Source organism: Mesorhizobium sp. LEGMi-168a (genome assembly GCF_058312955.1).
Window position 1 is genome coordinate 1 of record NZ_JBZEGV010000032.1, and the last position, 24,050, is coordinate 24,050.

Here is a 24,050-nt window from a genome sequence, read left to right on the forward strand (position 1 = left end):
ACGGGTCAGCCATGGCTGCCGGTACTGGGAATGGGCGCAACTGGATACCGTCGACAACCACAAAGGCCGTCAACAATGGTGACCACACCCCTTGACCTTCAACTCATCATATGAGGGGAGAAGGGAAGGCCTCTCACCCAAAATATTCCTGCAGCGGTCTCACTTCCAAATTCCCCGCCCTCAACGCCGCAATCGCCTCGGCCACAGCCGCCGCGCCCGACAGCGTCGTGTAATACGGCACCTTCTGCATCAGCGTCGCACGCCGCAGCGACTTCGAGTCCGACACCGCCTTCTGGCCGTCGGTGGTGTTGAAGACGATCTGGACCTGGCGGTTGCGGATGGCGTCCTCGATGTGCGGGCGGCCTTCGAGCACCTTGTTGATCTTTTCCGCCGTCACGCCGTTCTCGGCGAGGAAGCGCGCGGTGCCGGAAGTGGCGAGGACCTTGAAGCCCTGGCCGGCGAGGCGTTTCACGGCCGGCAGGATGCCCTTCTTGTCTTCGTCGCGCACCGAGACGAACAGCGTGCCCGAGCGCGGCAGGTCGACATTGGCGCCCAGCTGGCTCTTGGCGAAGGCCAGCGCGAAGTCGCGGTCGAGGCCCATCACCTCGCCGGTCGAGCGCATTTCCGGCCCGAGCAGGATGTCGACGCCGGGGAAGCGGGCGAAGGGGAAAACGGCTTCCTTGACCGCGATGTGGCCGGGATTGCGCGGGTCGGGCATGGCGCCGTAGTGGGCGAAGGCGTTTTCCAGCGTCTCACCGGCCATGATGCGGGCTGCGATCTTGGCGATCGGACGCCCGATGGTCTTGGCGACGAAGGGCACGGTGCGCGAAGCGCGCGGGTTGACCTCCAGCACATAGACCGTGCCGTCCTGGATCGCGTATTGCACGTTCATCAGGCCGCCGACATTGAGCGCGCGCGCGAGCGCCGCAGTCTGCCGCTCCAGCTCGTCGACGAGGTCCGGGTGAAGCGCGTGCACCGGCAGCGAGCAGGCACTATCGCCCGAATGGATGCCGGCCTCCTCGATATGCTCCAGGATGCCGGAGACGAAGGTCTCCTTGCCGTCGCACAGGCAGTCGACATCGACCTCGATGGCGCCGGTGAGATAAGTGTCGAACAGCAACGGGTTCTTGCCGAGCAGCGTGTTGATCTGGCCGGTCTTGTCGTTGGGGTATTTCTGCTTGATGTCCTCCGGCACCAGGCCGGGCACGGTGTCGAGCAGATAGGTCTGCAGCATGCCCTCGTCATGGATGATCTGCATGGCGCGGCCGCCGAGCACATAGGACGGGCGCACCACCAGCGGGAAGCCGAGCTCGCCGGCGACGAGGCGCGCCTGCTCGACCGAATAGGCGATGCCGTTCTTCGGCTGGGTGAGGCCGAGCTTGTGCAACAGCTTCTGGAAGCGGTCGCGGTCCTCTGCCAGGTCGATCATGTCGGGCGAGGTGCCGAGGATCGGGATCCCGGCTTGTTCCAGCGCGTCGGCGAGCTTCAGCGGCGTCTGGCCGCCGAACTGGACGATGACGCCGACCAACTCGCCGGACGCCTGCTCGGCGCGCAGGATCTCCAGCACGTCTTCCGCCGTCAGCGGATCGAAATAGAGGCGGTCGGAGGTGTCGTAGTCGGTCGAGACGGTCTCCGGGTTGCAGTTGACCATGATCGCCTCGTAGCCGGCGTCGCGCAGCGCAAACGCCGCATGGCAGCAGCAATAGTCGAACTCGATGCCCTGGCCGATGCGGTTCGGACCGCCGCCGAGGATGACCACCTTCTTGCGCGACGACACCCGCGCCTCGTTGGCGGGCTCGCCGACGAAGGGCACTTCATAGGTCGAGTACATGTAGGCGGTCGGCGAGGCGAACTCGGCGGCGCAGGTGTCGATGCGCTTATAGACCGGATGAACGTCGAGCTTCTCGCGCGCGGCCTGAACGTGTTCGGCGTCGGTCTTGGTCAGCGAGGCGAGGCGGGCATCCGAAAAACCCATGGCCTTCAACATGCGCAGGTTGGCGGCGTCCTGCGGCAAACCATGCTCGCGGATGCGCTCTTCCATGGCGATGATGCCGGCGATCTGCTCCAGGAACCACGGATCGATCTTGCACATGGCGTGCACGTCTTCGAGCGAAGTGCCCATGCGGATCGCTTGCGCCACCATGCGCAGCCGGTCGGGCGTCGGCGTGCCGAGCGCGGCGCGGATGGCGTTGCGGTCGTCGGCGTGGCTGGCGGGGGTGGCGCCGTGGCCAAGGCCGGGGATCTCGATCTCGTCCAATCCCGTCAGGCCGGTTTCCAGTCCGCGTAGAGCCTTCTGCAGCGATTCCTGAAAAGTGCGGCCGATCGCCATCACTTCGCCCACCGACTTCATCGCGGTGGTCAGCACCGGCTCGGCGCCCGGGAATTTCTCGAAGGCGAAACGCGGGATCTTGGTGACCACATAATCGATGGTCGGCTCGAAGGAAGCCGGCGTCGCGCCGCCTGTGATGTCGTTCTCCAGCTCGTCCAGCGTGTAGCCGACGGCGAGTTTCGCCGCGACCTTGGCGATCGGGAAGCCGGTGGCTTTCGAGGCCAGCGCCGAGGAGCGCGAGACGCGCGGGTTCATCTCGATCACCACCAGGCGGCCATCGGCCGGATTGACGGCGAACTGAACGTTGGAGCCGCCGGTCTCGACGCCGATCTCGCGCAGCACCGCGATCGAGGCGTTGCGCATCATCTGATACTCTTTGTCGGTCAAGGTCAGCGCCGGCGCGACGGTGATGGAATCGCCCGTGTGCACGCCCATCGGATCGAGGTTCTCGATCGAGCAGATGATGATGCAATTGTCCGCCTTGTCGCGGACGACCTCCATCTCATACTCCTTCCAGCCGAGCACGCTTTCCTCGATCAGCACTTCCGTGGTCGGCGAGGCGTCGAGGCCGGACTGGACGATGTCGTAGAATTCGGCGCGGTTGTAGGCGATGCCGCCGCCGGTGCCGCCCATGGTGAAGGAAGGCCGGATGATCGCCGGCAGGCCGACATGGTCAAGCGCCAGCGCGGCGATCGCCATTCCGTGGCTGATATAGCGCTGCTTGCGGTCGCCTTCGCCGAGGTTCCAGCGCGTCTCCAGCGCGTCGAGCGCGGCGTCCAGGTGCGGCGGGTTCTCGGCCTTCAGCGCCGCGCGCTCGGCTTCGTGGATCTTGCGATCGGCGTCCTTGACGTCCGTGGCATTGGCTAGCATCGAGCGCGGCGTCTCCAGGCCGATCTTGCTCATCGCCTGGCGGAACAGCGCGCGGTCCTCGGCCTTGTCGATGGCATGAGCGTCGGCGCCGATCATCTCGACATTGTAACGGTCGAGCACACCCATGCGGCGCAGCGACAGCGCGGTGTTGAGCGCCGTCTGGCCGCCCATGGTGGGCAGCAGCGCATCGGGACGCTCCTTGGCGATGATCTTGGCCACCACTTCCGGCGTGATCGGCTCGATATAGGTGGCGTCGGCCAGCTCCGGATCGGTCATGATCGTGGCCGGATTGGAGTTGACCAGGATGACGCGGAAACCTTCTTCCTTCAGCGCCTTGCAGGCCTGGGTGCCGGAATAGTCGAACTCGCATGCCTGGCCGATGACGATGGGGCCGGCCCCGATGATCAGGATCGACTTGATGTCAGTGCGTCTTGGCATGTTCGAAAATTCCGTTCGGCGAGCGGCTTGCACGAAAAACCGGGCGGGGGAGGACCCGGCCGGTTGTGCTTGCGATTCTGGTATCAGGCTAGGAGGGCCTTATAGGGGAGAGTTTTGGCGGATGTAACCCCGAAAATGCGGGTTTTTGCGGGTTGGCCAGACGGAGCAAACGGGCGTCTCATTCCTTCGCGCCCCCCTCTGTCCTGCCGGACATCTCCCCCACGAGGGGGGAGATTGGATGTCACGATCGTTTTCGCCAATTTTCCACGATGCAGAAAAAAGCGAGGCGTCAAAACTGCCAATCTCCCCCCAAGTGGGGGAGATGTCCGGCAGGACAGAGGGGGGCGCTGTCCCGCCGGCCTCTCGAGTCTATCAATTCCCCAATACCAACTGGTCCGTAATTTCAAACCGCTCGGAAACGCCGACGCGGATCATGTTGAGCGTGCCCTCGCGGGTGAAGCGGAATTCGTCGGGCGAGTCCGAGCCGAACGGCTGGCCGCCATGGAAGGTGATGACGCGGGTGCCGCCATCCGGCCAGGTCACCGTCACGGCGCTGTCGCCGTCCTTGCGCGCGACGCTGACCGCGCAGCGGGTCATCGGCTGGCCGATGCGGCGGGCGCATGGGATGCCGCCGGCTGCGTCGGGGGCAGGGGTGTCGGCACCAGCGTTTGTCGAGGCTGCGAAGGCGAGGCCGTAGGCATCCTGCATGGCGGTCACGCTGATATCGGCGGCGGATGGCGGCTTGGCCGGCTCGCCGCTGCCCAGGCGCGCGGCGATGTCGGGCGACGGCGCTTCTGAGGGCTGAGCCGCGTTGGCTTCCCCAGACGCGACGGCTTCGGCTGCAGGTGCTGCGGCATCTTCTGGCGCGGGCGCCGGGTTGGTCGGGCTGAGGTAGCGGCCGGGCACCCATCCGACGACATTCGCGCCCTGGGTGTCCTCGATCTTGCACCAGGGATAACCGTTGACGAGGTTGCAGCCGAAATTCTTCACGGCCGCGCCGTTCGGCAGGCGCGCCGCGATCTTTCCGCTTGGCGAAGCGGTGGCGCGGATGTTGAGGAGATCGTCCGGCGCGAGGCCGCCGATGATCGAAATGATCGTGCCCGGCGCGTCCTGCGCCATGGCCGGCAGGGATGCCAGCAGCAAAGGAGCGGCGATCAGCAGCGTCGATCGGAGCGCAGCTTTGCGCCTCATCCTCAATCCTTCATAAAACCGGTTCGCAGGGCGTGCGCCCATTCCTGCCGTCCCGCCTGTTCGGCCTGCTTTGCGGCGGCTTCATGGTCGTAGTCCACGGCGATCGCTTCGAAACGATCGGGGCGGCCGGGCGCGCGCAGTTCGACGATGCCGTAGCGCGCATGCGGGCTGCCTTGCTCGGAGACATGCGCCGGCGGCGTATCGTCGGCATAAGCGGGGCAACCGACGCTGCCGGGGTTGAAGATAACGGGGCCGCCCGGAATGCGGATGAGTTCGCTGCGATGGCTGTGGCCACAGAGCGCGATCCGGCAGGCGGGGTCGAGCGACTTCAGTCGCCGCTTGATCGCAGCGAGCGGCGCACGCACCAGCTGTCCATCTACGATCGCATCCGCAAGATACTTTTCGTCATGGTCGGGCCGGGCGTGGAAAGCCACGATGCCCGGCGCGATCTCGAGCGTAAGCGGCAAGGCAAACAGCGCCTCGCGCTGCGCCGGCGTCAGCCGCTCCTGCGCATAGCGGTCGGATGGCCACATGTTCCCGTCGGCCGGGTCCTCGGCGACACGGCGGTCGTGGTTGCCGCGCACCGTCGGCAGGCCGAGCGCCTCAAGCCGCTGCATGGTCTCGCGCGGCCAGAGCGGCCCGGAGACGCAATCGCCGAGATTGACGACGAGGTCGGCGCCGCCGCGGCGCTCGAGATCGTCGAGCACAGCGTCCAAGGCGAGCACGTTGCCGTGGATGTCAGCGAGGACTGCAATGCGCATCAGGCGTCGATTTCGCTGTCGGCGGTGCCGACCATCGGCAGCGCCTTGTCATCGCCGGCAGCCGCGATCACGCTGTCGAGCAGGCCGGGGAAGCGCTTGTCGAGGTCGTCGCGGCGCAGCGTGATCAGCCGGCTGGTGCCGACCGCTTCGGTGCGCGTCACGCCGGCCTCACGCAGCTTGGCGAGGTGGTAGGAGAGGTTGGTCTTGGAGGCGAGATCGAGGAACTTGCTGCAGTTCAGCGGCACGCCTTCCTTGCTGGCCAGATAGCGCACGATGGCGAGCCTGGTCGGATCGCCGAGCACGGCAAGCACGATCGGCAGGCTGATCTGGTCGGAGGTCGGATGGGGCAGGGTCATGGCCGAGAATTAAGCACAAACTGAACCAACTTCAACGCGTCTCCTTCTCTTGCCGGGTTACGCAGCTTCTTCGTTCGGCTCTTGTTTTTACCCCGTCCTGACACCGGGCTGTCAGCAGGGTTCAGCTATTTTTCCCTGGCTGCGTTGACATCATGCCCCGTTATGTCCAATTGTTCAATAACCTTTGAACTAAGGACTCATCCCATGGACAAGCGGATCTTCTGGCTTGCGCTCGGATCGTTTGCGATCTCGACCGAAGGCTTCGTCATCTCCAGCCTTCTTCCCGACATCGCCTCGGATGCCGGCATCTCCGTGCCGCTTGCCGGCTCGCTCATCACCGCCTTCGCGCTCGCCTATGCGATCGGCGCGCCGGTCCTTGCGACGCTGACCGGTGAGTGGGACCGGCGGCGCGTCATCCTGTGGACGTTGGTGTTCTTCGTCATCGGCAACCTGGTCGCGGCGGTAAGCTCGTCCTTCGAGCTGCTGCTGATCGCGCGCATCGTCATGGCGCTGTCGTCCGGCCTGTTCGCTGCGACCGCGCAAGGGACGGCGGTGGCGCTGGTCGACGACCATCACCGCGCCCGTGCCATCGCGGTCGTTGTCGGCGGCACCACGGTGGCGGTGGCGGTCGGCGCGCCGCTCGGCGCGCTGGTCGCGGCGATTGCCGGCTGGCGCGGCACGTTCTTCGCCATTGCCGGGCTAGGCGCGCTGGCTGGGGCGATCCTGTGGTGGCGCTTGCCGCGCGGCATTGTCGGCACCAGGCTGCCGCTGAAGCGCAGGCTGGCCGCAGCGGTTCGCCCCGGCGTGATGCCGATCCTTTTGACGACGGTGCTGGCGCTGGTCGGCGCCTTCACCGTCTTTGCCTTCATCGCGCCTTTGGCGATCGAAGGCGGCGGCTTGAGCCCGCTCGCGCTGCCCGGCATGCTGCTCGCCTTCGGCGTCGGGGCCGTCATCGGCAACATCGCCGGCGGCCAGGCTGCCGACCGTTTCGGCGCGGCGCGCACCGTCTGCTGGTCCCTGGCGCTCTCCGCGGCGATGCTGGTCACCTTCTCGCTGATCCCGACCTTCCTGCCGCATTCGATCGCCGGGCCGGCGCTGATGGGCATGATGGTGCCATGGGGCATCGTCGGCTGGGCCTTCCCGCCGGCACAGGCAAGCCGCATCATCAAGATCGCCCCTGATGCAGCACCCATCGTGCTCTCGCTCAATGCATCGGCGCTCTATTTCGGCGTCGCGCTCGGCGCGGTGGTCGGCGGCGCGGTGCTGCGCTTCGGCGCACCGGCCGACCTCGGCGTGATCGCCGCCATGTTCCCGATCGCGGGACTGGGTGTTGTGCTTGCCGGACGGGTGCTGGCTCGCCCGGTTGCGATGCCGGCGGAATAAAACAGCCAGGAAATGACCGGTGGCGGCCGCTTCTTCAGAGGGAAGGAGCGGCCGCCGGCATTTCCAGATTCAAGTCAGCCACCGCGTCCAGCGTTGCGCGCAGCTTCGCGGCCTGTTCCGCGCCGACCTTATCCTCGAATTGCCGCTGGGCAGCGCTCCATAGCTTGATTGCCTCGTCGAGCTTGATCTCTCCCAACGGCGTCAGCCGCACGCGCTTGATGCGGCGGTCGTCCTTGTCCGCAAAAGTCTCGACGTAGCCGTCGCGGATCAGCGGCTTCAGCGTGTGACCGAGCGCGGAAAGGTCCATGATCAGCGCCTCGGCAATGGCGCCCATCGCCGGCTCGCTACTGACATGGATCTGAAAGAGCAGGCCGAACTGCGTGCCCTTCAAGCCCGAAGGCGCCAGCGCGTCATCGTAGAAGCGGCTGAGCCTGCGCGCGGCGCGCCGCAAGGTGGCGTTGTTGCACCGGCTGAATCCCTGCTGCTGAGCTTCGGTCATGTTCACTCCTTGCCGGCGAAGAGGTGCGCCAGCCTGCCGCAGAAATAGTTTTCGGCACCGCCGTTGACAAGATAGTGGCATATACCTACTTCGGCAAAGTGGCATATGCCACTAATTGGATAACGGGTTCGGCCCCGACTTCTCCGTCGAAGCCGAATGAGAGCCCCACAGGACGAAAAGGAACAGGACAACGAGCAAGAATGACAACAAGGGCACGGCCGTCATTACCGGCGCTTCCTCGGGCATCGGCGCGGTCTATGCCGACCGGCTGGCCGGGCAGGGCTACGATCTGGTGCTGGTGGCGCGGCGCGCCGACCGGTTGCAGGAACTCGCTGACAAGCTTGCCTATGCCTATGGCCGTAAGGTCAAGGTGATTGCCGCCGATCTCTCCAACGATGGTGACGTGCGCCGCGTCGAGCAGACGATTGCCGCCGACGAGAGCGTAACATTGCTGGTCAACAATGCCGGGCTCGGCGGTCAGATGGTGATCGCCAGTGCCGATGCCGACGCCGTCGAGCGCATGATCAAGGTCAATGTCATAGCGTTGACCCGGCTGACCCGCGCCGTGTTGCCGGGGCTGCTCGCGCGCAACCGTGGCGCCATCGTCAACATCGCCTCGGTTGCCGCCTATGGCATCGCCGTCGGCGGCATCTACAGCGGGACCAAGGCCTATGTCGTCAACTTCACCGAAGCGGTGCAGAAGGAAGTCGCCGGCACCGGAGTGCGGGCGCAGGTGGTGCTGCCCGGGCCGATCCGCACCGAATTCTGGGAGCTTTCCGGCGCCGACATCGATTCCCTCAACCAGGATTGGGTGATGACCGTGGACGATCTCGTCGACGCCTCGCTCGCCGGCCTTGCCCAGGGCGAGACGATCACCGCGCCCGGGCTTGCCGATCCGGCCAAGCTCGATGCCTATCTCGGCGCCAGGGACAGCTTCTACGTCAGCCTGATCGCCGGCAAGCCGGCGGCGCGCTACGCGGCCTGAGGTCAAGCTGGCCGCCACATCTGCAGGATGGAGGCGGCCAGCAGCAGCCCGAGCACGATGTTGAGCGCCCGCCACTGCCGTTCGGTGCGGAGCAGGCGGGCCAGCAGCGTGCCGGCCACGCACCAGAGCGACAGCGAGAAGGCGGCGGCAAGACCGAATACGGCGCCGAGCAACAGCGCGAGCTGCAAGGGACCGTTCGCGAGCGCCGCGAACGAAGCAGCAGCGCCCAGCCCCATGGCCCAGCCTTTCGGGTTCATCCACTGGATGCCGGCGCCGCCGAAGAAGCTGTTCGGCTTGGCCATGCTGACATCGAGATTGGGCGGGCCGCTGCGGCCGATCTTGATCGCCAGCCAGATGAGATAAAGCGAGCCGGCGATCTTCATGGCGAGTTGCAGGGAAGGGACGGCCGTGAGCAGCCCTGCGAGGCCGGCCGCGCCTGCCGCCGCTACCGAAGCGAGACCAGCGGCGCTGCCGGCCATCAGAGGCACCGAGCGGCGAAAGCCGAACTGCGCGCCGGATGCCGTCGACAGCGTTGTGGCGATGCCGGGTGTCGAGGTGGCGATCAAAGCGAACAGGACAACGGGGACGATAGTTTCGGACATGGCGGCTTCCCGGTCGAAGGAAGCCGACATGCTAGGCGCTTTGCCTCATCAGTAAATGCAATGTTTGATATGATCTGCATTAGAAACTATAATGCGAACCATGATCCGCGATCTCGACACCACACTCATCCGCACCTTTGTCACCACGGCCGACAAGGCCAGCATGACGGCGGCAGCCAATGCGCTCAACCTCACCCAAGGCGCCGTCAGCCAGCAGATCAAGCGGCTGGAGGAAGTTCTTGGCCAGACACTGTTCGAGCGCGACCGGCGCGGCCTGAGGCTGACGCGTTCCGGCGAGCGGCTGCTCGACAAGGGCAGGCGTCTCTTGCAGCTCAACGACGAGATCATCGCCGAGATGGGCGGCAAGGCGGTCGCGGGCCAGGTGCGTATCGGCGTGCCTTACGACCTTGTCGGCACATTGCTTCAACCCGTGCTCAAGACTTATGCCGAAGCCTATCCGCAGGTGGAGATTTCATTGGTCTGCGCCTCTTCGCCGGAACTTGCAGCGGCGCTGGCGGCAGGGACGATCGATCTCGTCGTCATCGAGGAGCGGGCCGGTCCGACGGCCGGCGAATGCTTGGCTGTCGACCGCCTGGTCTGGGTCGGCGCCAGAGGCGGCTCGGCGCGTTCGAAGCGGCCTTTGCCGGTGTCGATGGTCGCGGACACATGCGCCTTCCGTCCGGCTGTTCTTACGGCACTTGGCGAGCATGGGCTGGATTGGCGCACCGTGTTCGAGAACGGTAACATCGACGCAACGACGGCGACGGTGCGCTCAGACCTTGCGGTGACCACCTGGCTTGCCTCGACGGTTCCGGCCGATCTCGACATCCTGTCCGATGCCGAGTTGCCGGCCCTGCCGAACTTTTCCGTCAACCTGCATCTGCCGAAGCATGCTGCCGCGCCGGCGGCGGAGGCGTTCGCCGCTCACATCCGCGAGGGTCTGGCGCGCTATCGGCAGGCGGCGTGAGGAAAGAAAGCCTGGCTACTTCCAGTTCTTGCGTCGTTCGAGCTCGGCCTCCGAAGGCTGTTCGGTCGCGAAAGATCCGGTCTTGATCTCGCCGCCACGCTCATAGGTCGCCATGATGACGCCGGCGCTCGATGTCCGCGACTTGATAAGCTTGAAGGCGGCCGGCATCGCGCTGTCACCGAACAGCCGCTTGCCCTTGCCGAGCAACAGCGGGAAGATCATCAGCCGGATCTCGTCGATCAGCCCGTTGGCGAGCAGGGTCTGGATCAGATTGCCGGATCCCTGGATGAGAAGGTCAGGTCCGTCCTCCTGTTTGAGCTGCCTGAGCCTTGCAACGACATCTGGCCCAAGCGCGTGAGTGTTCTGCCAGGTCAGCGAATCCGGGCGGTGCGTCGCCACATATTTGGTCGCAGGGTTGAAGGCATCTGCGATCTGATCTTTCTGATACGGCCAGTACGCGGCGAAGATGTCGTAGGTTCTACGCCCCAGCAGCAGCGCGAAGGGTTTGGAGAACAATTCATCCAAGGCCGCGCCCGCTACCTCATCAAAGTAATGGAACGTCCAGCCGCCGAACTTGAAGCCGCCGACGGGATCCTCGTCCGGTCCGCCGGGCGCCTGCATGATCCCGTCGAGGCTGACGAATGTTGCGGCGATGATTTTGCGCATCTGTCTCTCCCGTTTTACGATCCGCGCCGGCACGGCCGGATTTCAGTCTAGAGCGGTCCAGCTTTCGATAGATGCGCTGACCCGCTCTAAATATTTGTTTCCACGCAATTCCAGACGGAAAACCGCTACGCACTTTTCCTGGAATTGCTCTAAGGACGGACGACAAGGCTCCTTTTCGACACTGAGCTGTAGATTTCTACCGCCCGTTGTCACCACGAACTGCGCGAGACGAGAACCAGACATCGCCGAAGACGGCGGTGGCGGTGCGGTCGGGCGCCTTGTCTTCGCTCAGCCAGATCGAGCGCGTGCGCAGCGCGCGTTCGCGGGTTGGCACTTTTGCCCCCGGGCCGGCGAGAGAGGCGCCGACGCAAGGGATGAACCAGGAACCCATGAAGGGCTGACAGGTGAAACCCGCTTGCATGCAAGTGACCAGCACGGCGAGGCCGATGCGCTCCGCCGGCCGCCAAGGAAAGATCAGGCGGCCGCCGGGTTTGAGCGCTTTCAACCACGCCGCGGGCGGGGCAATGACGGCGGCATTGACATAGATGATGTCGGAGGGCGGCAGCGGAGCGGCCACGGCGTCGGCAGGAACGACCTCGACATTGCCATAGGCTGCGAGGTTCACCTTGGCTTGCACGGCAAGGCCTGCTTCGATCTCGAAGGCGGTGACGCTGCCGCCCGGTTCGACCAGCCTGGCCAGCAGCGCGGTGTAGTAGCCGGTGCCGGCGCCGATATGGGTGACGGCTTCGCCGGGCTTCGGTTCGACCTTGCCAATCCACATGGCGTGCAGAATCGGCTCGCCGTTGTTGATGCCCTTATCGGCATCGAGCACCACAAGCACATTCTGGTAGATGTAGCTTGGATCGGCGGTCGGCGTCTTGAACGCGCCGTCGCCGGCAAAAACGGTCCACGGTCCGGGCCCGAGAAAGGCCTCGCGCGGCACCGAGGCGAACACCTCCTCGATGCGGGGATCGGCGGAGCGCGCATGCGCGGCCATCAGCTTGGCATAGAATTTTCGGGCATCGTCCGATCCGGTCATGCTTCCGGAAGATAGCATGGCCGGCCGGAATGTCGCTGCTCGATCTCAGCCGGCGAAGGTGTCGAATAGCAGCTTGAAATTGAGCACCAGGATGATGGCCGCGACCACCCAGGCGAGCGCGGCGACGCCGCGCGGGATGGCGAAATTGCCCATCTTCTTCTTGTCCGACACGAACTGCACCAGGGGCACCACGGCGAAGGGCAACTGCATCGACAGGATGACCTGGCTGAAGACCAGAAGCTGGGCCGTGCCCTTTTCGCCATAGAGCGCGGTGACGATCACGACGGGGACAATGGCGATGCCGCGCGTCAGGAGGCGCCGCGCCCATTGCGGAATACGCAGGCGCAGGAAGCCTTCCATCACGATCTGGCCGGCGAGCGTCGCGGTGACCGTCGAGTTGAGGCCGGAGGCGAGCAGCGCGATCGCGAACAGGATCGAGGCGATGCTCAAGCCCAAGAGCGGCGACAGCAACGCAAAAGCCTGGCCGATCTCGGCGACATCCTGGTGCCCGGTGCCGTGGAAGGCCACGGCCGCAACGATCAGGATCGAGGCGTTGACGAACAGCGCCAGGATCAGCGCGACGGTCGAATCCATCGTCGCCCACTTGATGGCGTCGCGCTTGCCCGCGTCGGTGCGCTCATAGGCGCGGGTCTGCACGATCGATGAGTGCAGGTAGAGATTGTGCGGCATCACGGTGGCGCCGATGATGCCGATGGCGATGTAGAGCATCGTCGGGTTGGTGACGATCTCGGAAGACGGCACGAACATCGAATGCAGGATCGTGCCGGCCGGCGGCGCGGCAACGAAGATCTGGACGGCAAAGCAGCCGAAGATGATGATCAAGAGCGCGACGACGAATGCCTCGAGATAACGGAAGCCGCTGTTCATCAGCATTAGCACGAGGAAGGCGTCGAGCGCGGTGAGAATAGCGCCGCCGATCAGCGGGATGCCGAACAGAAGCTGCAGCGCGATCGCCGTGCCGATCACCTCGGCAAGGTCGCAGGCGATGATCGCAAGCTCGCAGGCGATCCAGAGCAGGAAATTGACGGGGCGGGGATAGTAGGCGCGGCAGGCCTGTGCGAGGTCGCGGCCGGTGGCGATGCCGAGGCGGGCGGCCAGCGCCTGCAAAAGGATCGCCATCAGGTTCGACAGCATGATGACAAAAAGCAGCGTGTGGCCGAACTGCGCGCCGCCGGCGAGGTCGGTCGCCCAGTTGCCTGGATCCATGTACCCGACCGACACCATGTAGCCCGGACCCATGAAGGCGAACAGGCGGCGGAACCAGACGCCGGCCTTCGGCACCGCGATAGAGGCGTTGACCTCGCGCAGGCTGGGCTGCTCGTCGTTGGGCCTGTCGAAACGCCATGCGGAACTGGAGATGGCTGCTGCTTCGGCGTCGGACATGGGGATTCCGTTGGGATGGATCGAGTGTGCCTCCTATCTATGCCATGGCTCAACATTATGCAATAGGCTATATTTCATTGTTTGTGCTTTTTATCCAATGACACAGGCTGGTTGCACGTGAGCGGGAATGCAAATAAACGGCCAGACCACTCGGCTCCGTGTTATGAATACGGGCCGATTCAAGCTTCGGCAGTGAAGGAGGAGCGCGTATTGGCGCTGAGGAACAGACCGGTTCGACGCGAAAAGCCGCTTCCCGATGCCGAAATCCATTCGGAGGGGTTCCGGCACACGCGCGAAGCGCGCCGCGGCGCGCTCGTCGAAGACTATGTCGAGCTGATCGCCGACCTGATCGAGGACGGCAACGAGGCTCGTCAGGTCGACATCGCGGCCAGGCTTGGCGTCGCGCAACCCACCGTAGCGAAGATGCTGACCAGGCTCTGCGCCGACGGGCTGGTCTCCAGAAAGCCCTATCGCGGGGTGTTCCTGACCGAGGCCGGCCGGAAGGTCGCGGAAGAAAGCCGCATCCGCCACCAGACGGTGGAGGCCTTCCTGCGCTCGCTGGGGGTCAGCGCCGAAACGGCGCGCATCGATGCCGAAGGCATCGAGCATCATGTCAGCGCCGAGACGCTGGACGCTTTCCGCAGGGCAATGACCTCAGCCCGCTGAGCCCGGATGTTCGGAGATGAGGAACGGGTTGCGTAGCGCGAAGCCGCGGCGCCGGCAGCGCGAAAAATGCTGTGACTTGGCGTATCCATTGCGATAATTGTTGGCCGAGGGGGCGGTCGCGGGCCGGACCTTCCAGGACATTCGTGGTGCGAGGAGCTGCCATGCTTTGGAAAGGCCGTCGTCAGAGCGACAACATCGAGGACCAGCGCAGCGATAGCGGCGGCGGATTCGGCGGCGGCAGCCCGGGCCAGTTCCGCATTCCGATCGGCGGCCGCGCCGGCGGCGGCTCGAGCATCATCCTGGTCATCCTGGTCGTTCTCGCGGGATGGTATTTCGGCTTCGATCCATCGCAGATCCTGGGCGACGGCAGCGGCGGCCTCGTGCCGGGCGGCGGTGGCCAGATCACCGACAACAGCGGTTCGCCGGACAGCACCGGCGCGCCTGCTTCCGACGAGATGAAGCAGTTCGTGGCGACCGTGCTTGCCGAAACCGAGGACACCTGGACCGGCATCTTCAAGGCCAACGGCCTCACCTACGAAGACCCGAAGCTGGTGCTGTTCAGCGGCCAGATCCGCTCGGCCTGCGGTTTTGCCTCCTCGGCGGCCGGGCCGTTCTATTGCCCCGGCGACCACAAGGTCTATCTCGACATGACCTTCTTCCAGCAACTCGACCAGCAGTTCGGCGCCTCGGGCGAGTTCGCCCGCGCCTATGTGGTCGCGCATGAGGTCGGCCATCACGTGCAGAACCTCACCGGAATCATGTCCAAATTCAACCAGATGCGGCAGAGCATGGGCGAGGCGGAGGCCAACCAGATGTCGGTGCGGGTCGAGCTCCAGGCCGATTGCTTCGCCGGCGTCTGGGCGCACTACACCGCGCAGAAGGGCATATTGGAGCAGGGCGACATGGAGAGCGCGTTGAACGCCGCCCGGCAGATCGGCGACGACACGCTGCAGAAGAAGATGCAGGGCTATGTCGTGCCTGAAAGCTTCAACCACGGCACATCAGCGCAGCGGCAAACCTGGCTGGCGCGCGGCTACAAGAGCGGCAAGCTTTCGGACTGCGATACTTTCAACAATCCGGTCTGAGGTGATGCACCGGGTTCCGGTCTTCTGACAGCGGCTGCCGGCATCTGATGTCAGGATGAGGCAGTTGCCGTCGTTCGCTTATTGTTCCAGGCGGCAAGCTCGCCTATAAGTTGCCTCCCGCCAAGGCGGCCGAGGAGCTTATCACCATGATCGACCCAAAAACCGCCAAGCGGGGCCTTGCGCTCGTTTTCACGACGCTGCTGCTCGACATCATCGGCTTCGGTATCATCATGCCGGTGCTGCCTGCCTATCTGCAGGAGTTGACCGGCGTCGGCGTCAGCGAGGCGGCGATCGAGGGCGGCTGGCTGTTCTTCGTCTATGCGGCGATGCAGTTCTTCTTCGCGCCGGTCATCGGCGGCTTGAGCGACCGTTTCGGGCGGCGGCCGATCCTGCTCGCATCGGTGCTTACCTTTTCCATCGACAATCTGATCTGCGCCATCGCCTGGTCCTACCCGATGCTGTTCATCGGGCGGGTGCTCGCCGGCATTTCCGGCGCCAGCTATTCGACCACGTCCGCCTTCATCGCCGACATCTCGAACGACGAGAACCGGGCGAAGAATTTCGGCCTGCTTGGCATCGCTTTCGGTGTCGGCTTCGTCATCGGCCCGGTGCTCGGCGGACTGCTCGGCACGTTCGGGCCGCGCGTGCCGTTCTATTTCGCCGCCGGACTTGCCTTGGTGAATTTTCTCATTGCGATGTTCTTCCTGCCGGAGACGCTGGACGAAAAGCACCGCCGCCGCTTCGAATGGAAGCGCGCCAATCCGGTCGGCACGCTCATCCAGATGCGCAACTATCCCGGCATCGGCTGGATCGGACTCGTCTTCTTCCTGATGACGCTCGGCCATATGATGTATCCGGCGGTCTGGTCCTTCGTCTCCAGCTATCGCTATGGCTGGAACGAGCAGCAGATCGGTTTCTCGCTCGGCGCCTTCGGCCTGTGCGGCGCGATCATCATGGCGACGGTGCTGCCGCGGGTCATCCCCAGGTTCGGCGAGTGGAAGACGGCGGCGATCGGACTCACCTTCACTGCGCTCAGCGCCTTCGGCTATGCGTTTGCGACGCAAGGCTGGATGATCTACGCGGTGATCGTCGCCGGCTGCCTGGAAGCGCTGGCCGACCCGCCGCTGAGAAGCCTTGCCGCAGCCAAGGTGCCGCCTTCGGCGCAGGGCGAACTGCAAGGCGCGATGACCTCGATCTTCTCGATCACCTCGATCATCACGCCGCTGCTCTATACGGCGATCTTTTCCTGGTTCACCGGCCCGAGCGCGCCGGTTGAGTTCGGCGGCGCGCCCTATGTGCTCGGTGCGGTTTTCCTCACGCTCGCGGTCATCGCCTTCGTGACGAAGGTGGCCAAGCCGACGCCAAAGGAAGTCGAGCGCATGCACACGCAGGAAGCTGTGACCGACGCTGCTTGAGGGCTTGTCCCGACAGGCGCTAAGCGCGCTCGGCTATAGCTTCTTCGCCGCGCCGCGCGCGGATGAGGTTGACGAAGCGGCGGAAGAGATAGTGCGAATCCTGCGGGCCGGGCGAGGCCTCCGGGTGGTGCTGGACCGAGAACACCGGCCGGCCGGTCAGCGCGATGCCGCAATTGGAGCCGTCGAAGAGCGAGACATGGGTCTCTTCGACACCTTCGGGCAGCGAGTCGGCATCGACCGCGAAGCCATGGTTCATCGAGACGATCTCGACCTTGCCGGTCGTGTGGTCCTTCACCGGATGGTTGGCGCCGTGGTGCCCCTGGTGCATCTTCTCGGTCCTGCCGCCAAGCGCCAGCGCCAGCATCTGGTGGCCGAGGCAGATGCCGAACACCGGGATGTCGGTCCTCAAGAGATCCTGGATGACCGGCACGGCATATTCGCCGGTCGCTTCCGGGTCGCCCGGGCCGTTCGACAGGAAGATGCCATCCGGCTGCATGGCGAGGATCTCTTCCGCGCCGGTCTTGGCCGGCACGACGGTGACCTTGGCGCCGAGACCTGCGAGCAGGCGCAGGATGTTGCGCTTGACGCCATAGTCGATCGCCACGACGTGCAGCGACGGCTCGTTCTGCTCGCCGACCCCCTTGTTCCAGACCCAGGGCGTCTCGCGCCAAACCGAGGACTGGCCCGAGGTGACTTCCTTGGCGAGGTCGAGCCCGATCAGGCCCGACCAGGCGGCGGCCTGCCGCTTCAGGTCGTCGAGATCGAAGACACCGTCCGACGCATGCGCGATGACGGCGTTGGGCATGCCCTTTTCGCGGATCAGCACGGTGAGCGCGCGGGTGTCGATGCCCGAAAGCGCGACGATGCCGCGCTTCTTCAGCCACTGGTCGAGATGCCCGGCTGCCCGGTAGTTGGACGGGTCGGTGACATTGGCCTTGAAGATGGCGCCGACGGCACCGGCGCGCGCTGCCGGATTGAGGTCTTCGATATCCTCGGCGTTGGTGCCGACATTGCCGATATGCGGGAAGGTGAAGGTGACGATCTGGCCGGCATAGGAGGGATCGGTGAGGATCTCCTCATAGCCGGTGAGCGCGGTGTTGAAGCACACTTCGGCGACGGCCGATCCGGTGGCGCCCAGGCCGCGGCCTTCGATCACCGTGCCGTCGGCAAGCACCAGCAGGGCGGTCGGCTTTTCGGTGGCCCAAGGGGCGGTGGTCGTGGCCATGCGGCACTCCTGTCAGGCCGCGCGCCTTAACTGGTCCGGCGGACCACCACGCGCAGCAAGCGACGCGAAGCGATGATTTCTCAGGCTTCCGCGCGTCAACTCATTGTCTCATGCAGGACCGAGTACATAGGGGAAGCGGCCAAAGCGGTCAATGAGGGGGTGGCAAACCAACCTTGATTTGTTTCACCCTGCAATATCAGTGGCTTGCTGGGATTTGCCTTGCCGGTTCGGCAAAGCTATTGTCCGCGCCATTCGAAGGAGAAGCACGATGCGCACAAAAATCGCCGAATCCATGAAGAGCGCGATGAAGGCGCAGGACAAGCACCGCCTGCCGACGCTCAGGCTGATCCAGGCCGCCATCCATGACCGCGACATCGCCAATCGCGGCGCCGGCAAGCCGGCGGCGAGCGAGGAAGAGATCCTGCAGATTCTCTCCAAGATGGTGAAGCAGCGCGAGGAGTCGGCCAAGGCATTCGAGGACGGCAAGCGGCCGGAACTGGCCGCGCAGGAGCGCGGCGAGATGGAGATCATCCGCGAGTTCCTGCCGACGCAGCTCGACGAGGCGGCGATCATGGCGGCGGCGCGCGAGGCGATCGCTGCCACCGGCGCGGCCAGCCAGAAGGACATGGGCAAGGTGATCGGAACGCTGAAGCAGAAATATGCCGGCCAGATGGATTTCGCCAAGGCAAGCGCCATCGTCAAGGGGCTGCTTCAGTAGGGCACTGCTTCAGTGGGAATTCTTGCCGCCTCCGTAGTGAGGCCCATGTAAGGCTGGGCACATAACCCCGCTCAAGCCGCGCCGGCTCCGGCAAATCGACATTGATCCGCTGCATCAACGCGCTGGTGCCGATCAATTCCGGCTCGTCTTGCGATTGCCCGCGGCGGCCGGGTCGGGCCTCGCCGGCGATGATCGGCGAGGCCCAGCCGATCCGGTCAGGGTGGCAGGCGGTCAGGCGAATGCCTAGGTGAAGCGATAAGGATCAGCCTCTATCAAAAGCGCGGAGGCGTGTATGCGGATCAAGGTCGAAATCCGGCAAGACGGCGACATCGAAGTGCCTGGGAGATTCCGCCTCAACGGCGACCAGGTGGATGTTCTTGAGATGATCGACCAATGGTTTGGTGCCGGTTACCGCTACTGCAAGGTCAAAGGCAGCGATGGCGCGCTCTACATACTGCGGTATGACGAACTCCAATCGGAATGGGGCCTCACAATGTTTGCAAGCGAACGGGCGCAGGCCCTGACGGCCGAATGGACTTCGCCAAGGCAAAGCCTCAAGGGGTTGCTTCAGTAGGATCGCCCCCCGGTTGGCGGCGTCACGGCGGCGCCGTCGGGAAACCTCAGGGTTCCTTGCAGATCGGCACCGGTTGCGCAAGCGGCAACGGGTGATCCTTCTTGTATTGCGCGATGATCGGCTCGAGGGTCCTTTTCGGCCAGAATTTCGGAGAGCCGATCTCCTTCAGGCAGGATGCATTCCAATAGAGGCCCGCGCTTGACAGCGATTGCCTGGAGGCGGCTTTGCGCGCGATCGCAGCGATGTCCCGCGACTCCGGGTAGATGTAAAGCGTCGTCGGATTGTCCTTGATCATCGGGATGATCAGCTCGGCATCCGCGGGCGACCAGCTGGTGCAGCCATTGCTGCGGCCGCCGGCGTAATTCACCAGCTTGCCGAACGGAACGTAGCCGTCGCGGTCGGCATAGGAGCTCCGCGGCTTCTTCAGGAGACACATTCCCCGCAGCAATGCGGCCGGGTGCCCGCCGATGACCCGCTGCCTGGCATTCGCGGTTTCGCCTTCGCCGTCGAACTGCACGAAGCTGCGCATGAAGACCGCGTCCTGTTTCGCGGCGGTGCGGTAGTAGCCCTTGAACGACGTCTTCGTGTCGGCGGTCATGTAGGCGCCGCCGGCCGTCAGCTCCGAATCCATCGCGTTGCCGAAGTTTTTCGCGCAGCGTCTTCCATTGGAAAAATCCGCGACACCCTTCAGGTTGCGGCCGCCGCCATGGCCCGCCGACACCGCGCGGAACGACTGCTCGGCCTCGCAGATGATGTAATAACGGCGCCCCAATACCCCATTGCCCAAATCGCCGGGACGGGTCGCGTCCATGGCGAAATAGCAGGGATTTCTCACCGAACCTTCGCTCACCTTTTTCAGGTAAAGCGCGCGTGCCCGTTCCAGAATGACTTGTGAGATCTGACCGTCGCCCTCGCCGACATGGGCCTGCAGCCAGGCCGGGATATTCGAGGGCCGCAGCGCTGCGAAAGACTGGGCCGACATCGTCAGGGCAACGGCAATGAGGCAGAGGACAGTGACGCCCAGCGGAACAGATCTTAACCGCACCAGATTATTTCCCCTCTTAAACCGCTATCCCTTGCGGTGAATCACCTGCGCGCCAATCATAAAAGGCCTCGCGCCAATCGGCGAAACACTTCTAGTTTAGCAAGTCAGCCGTAAGCCGGGATTTAACATGATCGAAATCGTCAAGCCCGCGCTCGAACACCTGCCCTCCTACAAGGCGGCGTTGGAGCGCGGCTGGTCGCCCGACAATGTCCGGCTCCTGGAAGCAACACGGGAGCAGCTCGCGGCCATCGAGGAAGATCCGGCGGCGTTTCTGGCCGGTCTTGATGACCCCGAGGCGAAGGGACCGCCCATCGCCATGCCAGACGGCAGCAAGGTGCCACGGCTGCCCGGCTTCCGGCGCTGGATCTGGGATGGCGAGGCTGCCGGCTCGATCGGGCTTCGCTGGCAGAAGGGCACGTCGGCGCTGCCGCCGCACGTGCTCGGCCATATCGGTTATGCCGTGGTGCCCTGGAAGCGGGGCCGCGGTTATGCCACCGAGGCGCTGCGGCTGATGCTGGTTGAGGCAAGGGCGGTGGGCCTCGACTATGTCGAGATCACCACCGACCTCGACAATCCCGCTTCGCAGCAGGTGATCCTGGCCAATGGCGGCACGCTCGTCGGGCGGTTCGCCAAGCTCGCCGCCTATGGCGGCGCGGAGAGCCTCAAGTACCGGATCGACCTTTAGATCTTTAGATCGGTTCGGGGGGCAAGAGCGCCTGTTGCGCCTATTCGCCGGGCTTGGCCAGTCTTCCTTCTTCGGCCTTGTAGTAGAACTGGCTCGCGACAAGCCAGCCCTTGAGCGGCCTAAGCGGCGGGATGCAGGTTGCGAAAATCAACGGTACCGAAACGAAGGCGTGGAACCACATGGACGGCTCGAAGCTCACCTGCGCCCAGACGGCGAACAGGACGGAAGGGACGCAGGCAAAGCAGATGACGAAGAAGGCGGGGCCATCCGCCGGGTCGGCAAAGGAATAGTCGAGCCCGCAGACGTCGCATTTCGGCGCCAGCTTCAGAAATCCGTCGAACAGCCGGCCCTCTCCGCAACGCGGGCAGCGGCCGCGGATACCGACCCGCCAGGGTTCGAGGTGGGGATAGTGCGCGTGATCTTGCATCGTTGTCGCTCCGGGGACCTCGCATGGCGTTCGATCAGCCTTGAGGTCACTCATACATACTAGTATCATGATTGTATGCATACAATGCGACAAAATGTATGGATAGCGGCGACATGAACGACGAGAGCGACCTCGGCTGGCTTTCTTGCTTGGAGGAGGGGCCTCGCCCGATCTATCTCAGAATTGTCGACGCGCTTGCGGCTGCCCGATCGAGCGGCCGGTTGCAGCCGGGGGATCGCTTGCCGCCGCAGCGCGAACTTGCCCGCGTGCTGGGAGTCGACCTGACCACCGTCACCAGGGCCTTCGCCGAAGCCCGGCGCAGGAACCTGATCGATGCAACGGCAGGCCGCGGCACCTTCGTCACGCCCGGGGAGCAGGAAGAGCCGATCCTCGACCTGAGCATGAACATCCCGCCGGCGCCCGTTGGTTTCAGCCTGCCGGCATTGATCCGGAGCGGCATCGACGGGCTGCTCAAGCGTTCCAGCGCGGAGGCGCTGCTCTCTTACCATCCCGGGCCCGGTTCGCCGGCCGAACGCGCCGCCGGTTCGTCATGGCTTGCCGCAGCCGGAGACAGGCTGCCCGTAGAGCGCATTGCTGTCGGCTCGGGCGCACAGGCGCTGCTTGCGGCTGTCCTTCTGTCGCAAACCGCCGAGGGCGACACGATCCTTACCGATGCGCTGACCTATCCCGGTCTGATCGCGCTGGCAGAGGCCGCGGGGCGGAAGCTGGCCGGCGTCGGCCGCGACGATGACGGCATGCGTCCTGACTATCTGGAGGAAGCGGCGCGACGGCACGGCGCTCGCATCCTTTATCTCAACCCGACGCTCCACAACCCGACGGCGCTCACCATGCCGAAGGGCCGGCGCCGGGACCTGGAGCGGATGGCGGGCAAGCTTGACCTTTTGATCGTCGAGGACGATCCCTACAGCCCGCTGCTGACTTCAGCCCCGCCGGCCTTCCTCAGCGTCGCGCCGGAGCGGACCATCCATGTCGCGACACTGGCGAAATGCATCTCGCCTTTCCTGCGCACCGCCTTCCTTGCGGCGCCGGACGCGCAAGCCGTCGAGCGGATCGCGGCGGCAATCCGAGGCACCACGATGATGGCGCCGCCGCTGATGACGGGTCTTGCCTGCGAGTGGGTGCGAAGCGGCTTGGCCAGCGAGATCAGCGCAGCCGTGCGTGCCGAAGCGAAGGCCAGGCAGACAATCGCGCGCAAGATCCTGCCGGCAGGTTTCGCCTCGGCGGAATCCAGCCTGCATCTCTGGTATCCGCTTGAGGGGCGGCCGCGCTCTTCAGAGCTTGTCGACGTGGCCCGGCGCCGCGGGCTGGCCATCAGTCCGGCAGGGGAGTTTTCCCTCGTGCCCGGCGTCGCCGACGGCTTGCGCCTGGCGCTGGGCGCCGCACCTAGCCGGGAAAGGCTGGAGGAGGGTCTTCGCGGTTTGGTGTCGATCCTTGAGGGCGGCTCCCGGCTATCGCTGCCCGCGGTCTGAGGCGGCACAGCGATAACGCGCTGCGCGGCGTTCTATTCGGCCGCCGCCGGCAGCGGCGGCGTCGCGCGGCTGCGCCATTCCCAGGTCTGCGAGGCAAGCGCCACTACCACCGCCACCAGCATGGCAAGCGCGCCGGCGACCGGCAGGCTGCGATAGCCGAAGCCGGCATTGAGCATCGCGGCACCCAGCGAGGCAGCGAGCGCTATGCCGACATTGAAGCCGGACGGGATGAGCGAGGAGGCAAGGTTCGAGGCATCCGCCGTCCAGGCAAGGATGCGGGTCTGGATCGGCGCGCCGATGGCGAAGTTAAGGCCGCCCCAGATGACGATGGCAACGACCATCGGCACCGGATAGGGGCTGACCACATAGATCACCGCCAGCATGATCGCCTGCAGGAAGAGCATGGTGATTAATGAAGGCATCAGCTTCCAGTCGGCAAGCTTGCCGCCCAAAAGAACGCCGATCGTGGCGCCGACGCCGTTGAGCAGCAGCACAAAGGGGATCATGCTTTCGTCGAGGCCGGTGACTTCGAGCAGCGTCGGCGTGATGTAGGTGAACAGGCCGAATTGGCCGATCATCAACATCAGCATCAAGATCAGCGAGGTCCAGACTTGCTGGCGGCCGAGCACGCGCACTTCGCGCGCCAAGCCGGCGGGCCGGTTGGCGGCGCCTGCCGTGCGCGGCAGCAGCGCGAGCATGGCGACGATCGCGACGACGCCCAGCGCGCCCATCACCCAGAAGGTCGCGCGCCAGCCCCATAGGTCGCCGATGGCGGTGCCGGCCGGCACGCCGATGACGTTGGAGACCGTCAGCCCCGAGAGGATGACCGCTACCGCCCGACCGCGCTGGTCCTCGCGCACCAGGCTGACCGCGACGACCATGGCGACGCCGAAATAGCAGCCATGCGCCACGGCGGTCGCGATGCGCAGCAGCAGCATCGAAGCGAAATCGGGCGCCAGCGCGCAAGCCGCCTGGCCAAGGGTGAAGGCAATCGTCAGTCCGATGAGCAGCGCCTTGCGCGAGACCCTGCTGGTCGCAAGCGCCAGAAGCGGACCGCCGATCGCAATGCCGCAGGCATAGCCGGAGACTAGATATCCGGCGGTGGGCACCGAAACGCCAAGGCCTTGCGCCACCTCCGGCAACACGCCGGCGATGACGAATTCAGTCGTGCCGAAAGCGAAGGCGGCAATGAACAGGGCGATAAGGGGCAGCATGGCGTAAAGGCTTGAA

23 protein-coding genes are annotated in these 24,050 nt (G+C 64.8%); 10 read left to right on the top strand and 13 right to left on the bottom strand.

The window, feature by feature from the left end; genetic code table 11:
- Positions 1–133: 133 nt before the first annotated feature.
- The 4 genes from carB to AC4FWB_RS28660 all read right to left on the bottom strand — a co-directional run bounded on the left by carB (position 134) and on the right by AC4FWB_RS28660 (position 5,945).
- Positions 134–3,637 carry a carbamoyl-phosphate synthase large subunit gene (carB, locus tag AC4FWB_RS28645; protein WP_491029598.1) on the bottom strand — a complete coding sequence of 1,168 codons (3,504 nt, stop codon included), beginning with the start codon at positions 3,635–3,637 and terminating at the stop codon, positions 134–136.
- 372 nt (positions 3,638–4,009) lie between these two features.
- Positions 4,010–4,828 carry an SH3 domain-containing protein gene (locus AC4FWB_RS28650; protein WP_491029599.1) on the bottom strand — a complete coding sequence of 273 codons (819 nt, stop codon included), beginning with the start codon at positions 4,826–4,828 and terminating at the stop codon, positions 4,010–4,012.
- A 2-nt stretch (positions 4,829–4,830) separates the two neighbouring features.
- Positions 4,831–5,589, bottom strand: a complete 759-nt coding sequence (locus tag AC4FWB_RS28655) for a metallophosphoesterase family protein (protein WP_491029600.1) — start codon at positions 5,587–5,589, stop codon at positions 4,831–4,833.
- Positions 5,589–5,945: an ArsR/SmtB family transcription factor gene (locus tag AC4FWB_RS28660; RefSeq protein ID WP_491029601.1), complete on the bottom strand. Its 357-nt coding sequence runs from the start codon at positions 5,943–5,945 to the stop codon at positions 5,589–5,591. The genes AC4FWB_RS28655 and AC4FWB_RS28660 overlap by 1 nt, the downstream gene beginning before the upstream one ends.
- 204 nt (positions 5,946–6,149) lie before the next feature.
- Between AC4FWB_RS28660 and AC4FWB_RS28665 the strand changes: the two genes are divergently transcribed.
- Positions 6,150–7,328: an MFS transporter gene (locus AC4FWB_RS28665; RefSeq protein WP_491029602.1), complete on the top strand. Its 1,179-nt coding sequence runs from the start codon at positions 6,150–6,152 to the stop codon at positions 7,326–7,328.
- Between the two features lie 34 nt (positions 7,329–7,362).
- Here AC4FWB_RS28665 and AC4FWB_RS28670 read toward each other — a convergent pair whose 3' ends face one another.
- Entirely contained in the window at positions 7,363–7,827 is a 465-nt protein-coding gene (locus AC4FWB_RS28670) for a MarR family winged helix-turn-helix transcriptional regulator (RefSeq protein ID WP_491029603.1), read from the bottom strand.
- Between the two features lie 223 nt (positions 7,828–8,050).
- On the opposite strand from AC4FWB_RS28670, the gene AC4FWB_RS28675 reads away from it, so the two are divergent.
- Positions 8,051–8,812, top strand: a complete 762-nt coding sequence (locus tag AC4FWB_RS28675; protein ID WP_491029659.1) for an SDR family NAD(P)-dependent oxidoreductase — start codon at positions 8,051–8,053, stop codon at positions 8,810–8,812.
- Between the two features lie 2 nt (positions 8,813–8,814).
- Here the strand turns inward: AC4FWB_RS28675 and AC4FWB_RS28680 are convergent, their stop codons facing one another.
- The gene (locus AC4FWB_RS28680; RefSeq protein ID WP_491029604.1) at positions 8,815–9,414 is read right to left on the bottom strand and encodes a LysE family translocator; all 600 of its coding nucleotides are present in this window, start codon (positions 9,412–9,414) and stop codon (positions 8,815–8,817) included.
- A gap of 100 nt (positions 9,415–9,514) precedes the next feature.
- Here AC4FWB_RS28680 and AC4FWB_RS28685 point away from each other — a divergent pair, with 100 nt between their 5' ends.
- On the top strand, positions 9,515–10,381 hold the full coding sequence (locus AC4FWB_RS28685; protein WP_491029660.1) for a LysR family transcriptional regulator: 867 nt from the start codon (positions 9,515–9,517) through the stop codon (positions 10,379–10,381).
- A 15-nt stretch (positions 10,382–10,396) separates the two neighbouring features.
- Here AC4FWB_RS28685 and AC4FWB_RS28690 read toward each other — a convergent pair whose 3' ends face one another.
- The 3 genes from AC4FWB_RS28690 to AC4FWB_RS28700 form a co-directional block, all read right to left on the bottom strand.
- The gene (locus tag AC4FWB_RS28690) at positions 10,397–11,047 is read right to left on the bottom strand and encodes a dihydrofolate reductase family protein (RefSeq protein ID WP_491029605.1); all 651 of its coding nucleotides are present in this window, start codon (positions 11,045–11,047) and stop codon (positions 10,397–10,399) included.
- Positions 11,048–11,243: 196 nt separating this feature from the next.
- On the bottom strand, positions 11,244–12,086 hold the full coding sequence (locus AC4FWB_RS28695; RefSeq protein WP_491029606.1) for a protein-L-isoaspartate O-methyltransferase family protein: 843 nt from the start codon (positions 12,084–12,086) through the stop codon (positions 11,244–11,246).
- A gap of 45 nt (positions 12,087–12,131) precedes the next feature.
- On the bottom strand, positions 12,132–13,490 hold the full coding sequence (locus tag AC4FWB_RS28700; protein WP_491029607.1) for an Nramp family divalent metal transporter: 1,359 nt from the start codon (positions 13,488–13,490) through the stop codon (positions 12,132–12,134).
- A gap of 210 nt (positions 13,491–13,700) precedes the next feature.
- Here AC4FWB_RS28700 and mntR point away from each other — a divergent pair, with 210 nt between their 5' ends.
- From mntR to AC4FWB_RS28715, 3 genes are all read left to right on the top strand, one after another.
- Positions 13,701–14,156, top strand: a complete 456-nt coding sequence (gene mntR / locus AC4FWB_RS28705) for a manganese-binding transcriptional regulator MntR (protein WP_491029608.1) — start codon at positions 13,701–13,703, stop codon at positions 14,154–14,156.
- Between the two features lie 161 nt (positions 14,157–14,317).
- Positions 14,318–15,241, top strand: coding sequence for a KPN_02809 family neutral zinc metallopeptidase (gene ypfJ, locus AC4FWB_RS28710; RefSeq protein WP_491029609.1), 924 nt, complete (start codon positions 14,318–14,320; stop codon positions 15,239–15,241).
- 146 nt (positions 15,242–15,387) lie between these two features.
- Positions 15,388–16,656, top strand: a complete 1,269-nt coding sequence (locus AC4FWB_RS28715; RefSeq protein ID WP_491029610.1) for a TCR/Tet family MFS transporter — start codon at positions 15,388–15,390, stop codon at positions 16,654–16,656.
- Between the two features lie 19 nt (positions 16,657–16,675).
- On the opposite strand, the gene carA is transcribed toward AC4FWB_RS28715, so the two are convergent.
- Positions 16,676–17,881 carry a glutamine-hydrolyzing carbamoyl-phosphate synthase small subunit gene (gene carA / locus AC4FWB_RS28720; protein ID WP_491029611.1) on the bottom strand — a complete coding sequence of 402 codons (1,206 nt, stop codon included), beginning with the start codon at positions 17,879–17,881 and terminating at the stop codon, positions 16,676–16,678.
- Positions 17,882–18,149: 268 nt separating this feature from the next.
- On the opposite strand from carA, the gene AC4FWB_RS28725 reads away from it, so the two are divergent.
- A complete protein-coding gene (locus AC4FWB_RS28725; protein ID WP_491029612.1) occupies positions 18,150–18,599 on the top strand; it encodes a GatB/YqeY domain-containing protein in 450 nt (149 codons plus the stop codon).
- Between the two features lie 292 nt (positions 18,600–18,891).
- Positions 18,892–19,173 carry a hypothetical protein gene (locus tag AC4FWB_RS28730; RefSeq protein ID WP_491029613.1) on the top strand — a complete coding sequence of 94 codons (282 nt, stop codon included), beginning with the start codon at positions 18,892–18,894 and terminating at the stop codon, positions 19,171–19,173.
- A gap of 46 nt (positions 19,174–19,219) precedes the next feature.
- Here AC4FWB_RS28730 and AC4FWB_RS28735 read toward each other — a convergent pair whose 3' ends face one another.
- Positions 19,220–20,218 (bottom strand): hypothetical protein, encoded by a 999-nt coding sequence (locus AC4FWB_RS28735; protein ID WP_491029614.1) that lies wholly within the window; start codon positions 20,216–20,218, stop codon positions 19,220–19,222.
- Between the two features lie 127 nt (positions 20,219–20,345).
- Here AC4FWB_RS28735 and AC4FWB_RS28740 point away from each other — a divergent pair, with 127 nt between their 5' ends.
- Positions 20,346–20,903: a GNAT family N-acetyltransferase gene (locus AC4FWB_RS28740; protein WP_491029615.1), complete on the top strand. Its 558-nt coding sequence runs from the start codon at positions 20,346–20,348 to the stop codon at positions 20,901–20,903.
- A gap of 40 nt (positions 20,904–20,943) precedes the next feature.
- Here the strand turns inward: AC4FWB_RS28740 and AC4FWB_RS28745 are convergent, their stop codons facing one another.
- Positions 20,944–21,330, bottom strand: a complete 387-nt coding sequence (locus tag AC4FWB_RS28745) for a DUF983 domain-containing protein (RefSeq protein WP_491029616.1) — start codon at positions 21,328–21,330, stop codon at positions 20,944–20,946.
- Between the two features lie 113 nt (positions 21,331–21,443).
- Here AC4FWB_RS28745 and AC4FWB_RS28750 point away from each other — a divergent pair, with 113 nt between their 5' ends.
- Entirely contained in the window at positions 21,444–22,820 is a 1,377-nt protein-coding gene (locus AC4FWB_RS28750) for an aminotransferase-like domain-containing protein (protein WP_491029617.1), read from the top strand.
- Positions 22,821–22,852: 32 nt separating this feature from the next.
- On the opposite strand, the gene AC4FWB_RS28755 is transcribed toward AC4FWB_RS28750, so the two are convergent.
- Positions 22,853–24,034: an MFS transporter gene (locus tag AC4FWB_RS28755; protein ID WP_491029618.1), complete on the bottom strand. Its 1,182-nt coding sequence runs from the start codon at positions 24,032–24,034 to the stop codon at positions 22,853–22,855.
- Between the last annotated feature and the right edge of the window lie 16 nt (positions 24,035–24,050).

What these genes read in the sequence shown, in the direction of transcription:
- carB (WP_491029598.1), bottom strand. Translation starts at nt 3,637, where the DNA reads ATGCCAAGACGCACTGACATCAAGTCGATCCTGATCATCGGGGCCGGC.
- AC4FWB_RS28650 (WP_491029599.1), bottom strand. Translation starts at nt 4,828, where the DNA reads ATGAGGCGCAAAGCTGCGCTCCGATCGACGCTGCTGATCGCCGCTCCT.
- AC4FWB_RS28655 (WP_491029600.1), bottom strand. Translation starts at nt 5,589, where the DNA reads ATGCGCATTGCAGTCCTCGCTGACATCCACGGCAACGTGCTCGCCTTG.
- AC4FWB_RS28660 (WP_491029601.1), bottom strand. Translation starts at nt 5,945, where the DNA reads ATGACCCTGCCCCATCCGACCTCCGACCAGATCAGCCTGCCGATCGTG.
- AC4FWB_RS28665 (WP_491029602.1), top strand. Translation starts at nt 6,150, where the DNA reads ATGGACAAGCGGATCTTCTGGCTTGCGCTCGGATCGTTTGCGATCTCG.
- AC4FWB_RS28670 (WP_491029603.1), bottom strand. Translation starts at nt 7,827, where the DNA reads ATGACCGAAGCTCAGCAGCAGGGATTCAGCCGGTGCAACAACGCCACC.
- AC4FWB_RS28680 (WP_491029604.1), bottom strand. Translation starts at nt 9,414, where the DNA reads ATGTCCGAAACTATCGTCCCCGTTGTCCTGTTCGCTTTGATCGCCACC.
- AC4FWB_RS28685 (WP_491029660.1), top strand. Translation starts at nt 9,515, where the DNA reads ATGATCCGCGATCTCGACACCACACTCATCCGCACCTTTGTCACCACG.
- AC4FWB_RS28690 (WP_491029605.1), bottom strand. Translation starts at nt 11,047, where the DNA reads ATGCGCAAAATCATCGCCGCAACATTCGTCAGCCTCGACGGGATCATG.
- AC4FWB_RS28695 (WP_491029606.1), bottom strand. Translation starts at nt 12,086, where the DNA reads ATGACCGGATCGGACGATGCCCGAAAATTCTATGCCAAGCTGATGGCC.
- AC4FWB_RS28700 (WP_491029607.1), bottom strand. Translation starts at nt 13,490, where the DNA reads ATGTCCGACGCCGAAGCAGCAGCCATCTCCAGTTCCGCATGGCGTTTC.
- ypfJ (WP_491029609.1), top strand. Translation starts at nt 14,318, where the DNA reads ATGCTTTGGAAAGGCCGTCGTCAGAGCGACAACATCGAGGACCAGCGC.
- AC4FWB_RS28715 (WP_491029610.1), top strand. Translation starts at nt 15,388, where the DNA reads ATGATCGACCCAAAAACCGCCAAGCGGGGCCTTGCGCTCGTTTTCACG.
- carA (WP_491029611.1), bottom strand. Translation starts at nt 17,881, where the DNA reads ATGGCCACGACCACCGCCCCTTGGGCCACCGAAAAGCCGACCGCCCTG.
- AC4FWB_RS28725 (WP_491029612.1), top strand. Translation starts at nt 18,150, where the DNA reads ATGCGCACAAAAATCGCCGAATCCATGAAGAGCGCGATGAAGGCGCAG.
- AC4FWB_RS28730 (WP_491029613.1), top strand. Translation starts at nt 18,892, where the DNA reads ATGCGGATCAAGGTCGAAATCCGGCAAGACGGCGACATCGAAGTGCCT.
- AC4FWB_RS28740 (WP_491029615.1), top strand. Translation starts at nt 20,346, where the DNA reads ATGATCGAAATCGTCAAGCCCGCGCTCGAACACCTGCCCTCCTACAAG.
- AC4FWB_RS28745 (WP_491029616.1), bottom strand. Translation starts at nt 21,330, where the DNA reads ATGCAAGATCACGCGCACTATCCCCACCTCGAACCCTGGCGGGTCGGT.
- AC4FWB_RS28750 (WP_491029617.1), top strand. Translation starts at nt 21,444, where the DNA reads ATGAACGACGAGAGCGACCTCGGCTGGCTTTCTTGCTTGGAGGAGGGG.
- AC4FWB_RS28755 (WP_491029618.1), bottom strand. Translation starts at nt 24,034, where the DNA reads ATGCTGCCCCTTATCGCCCTGTTCATTGCCGCCTTCGCTTTCGGCACG.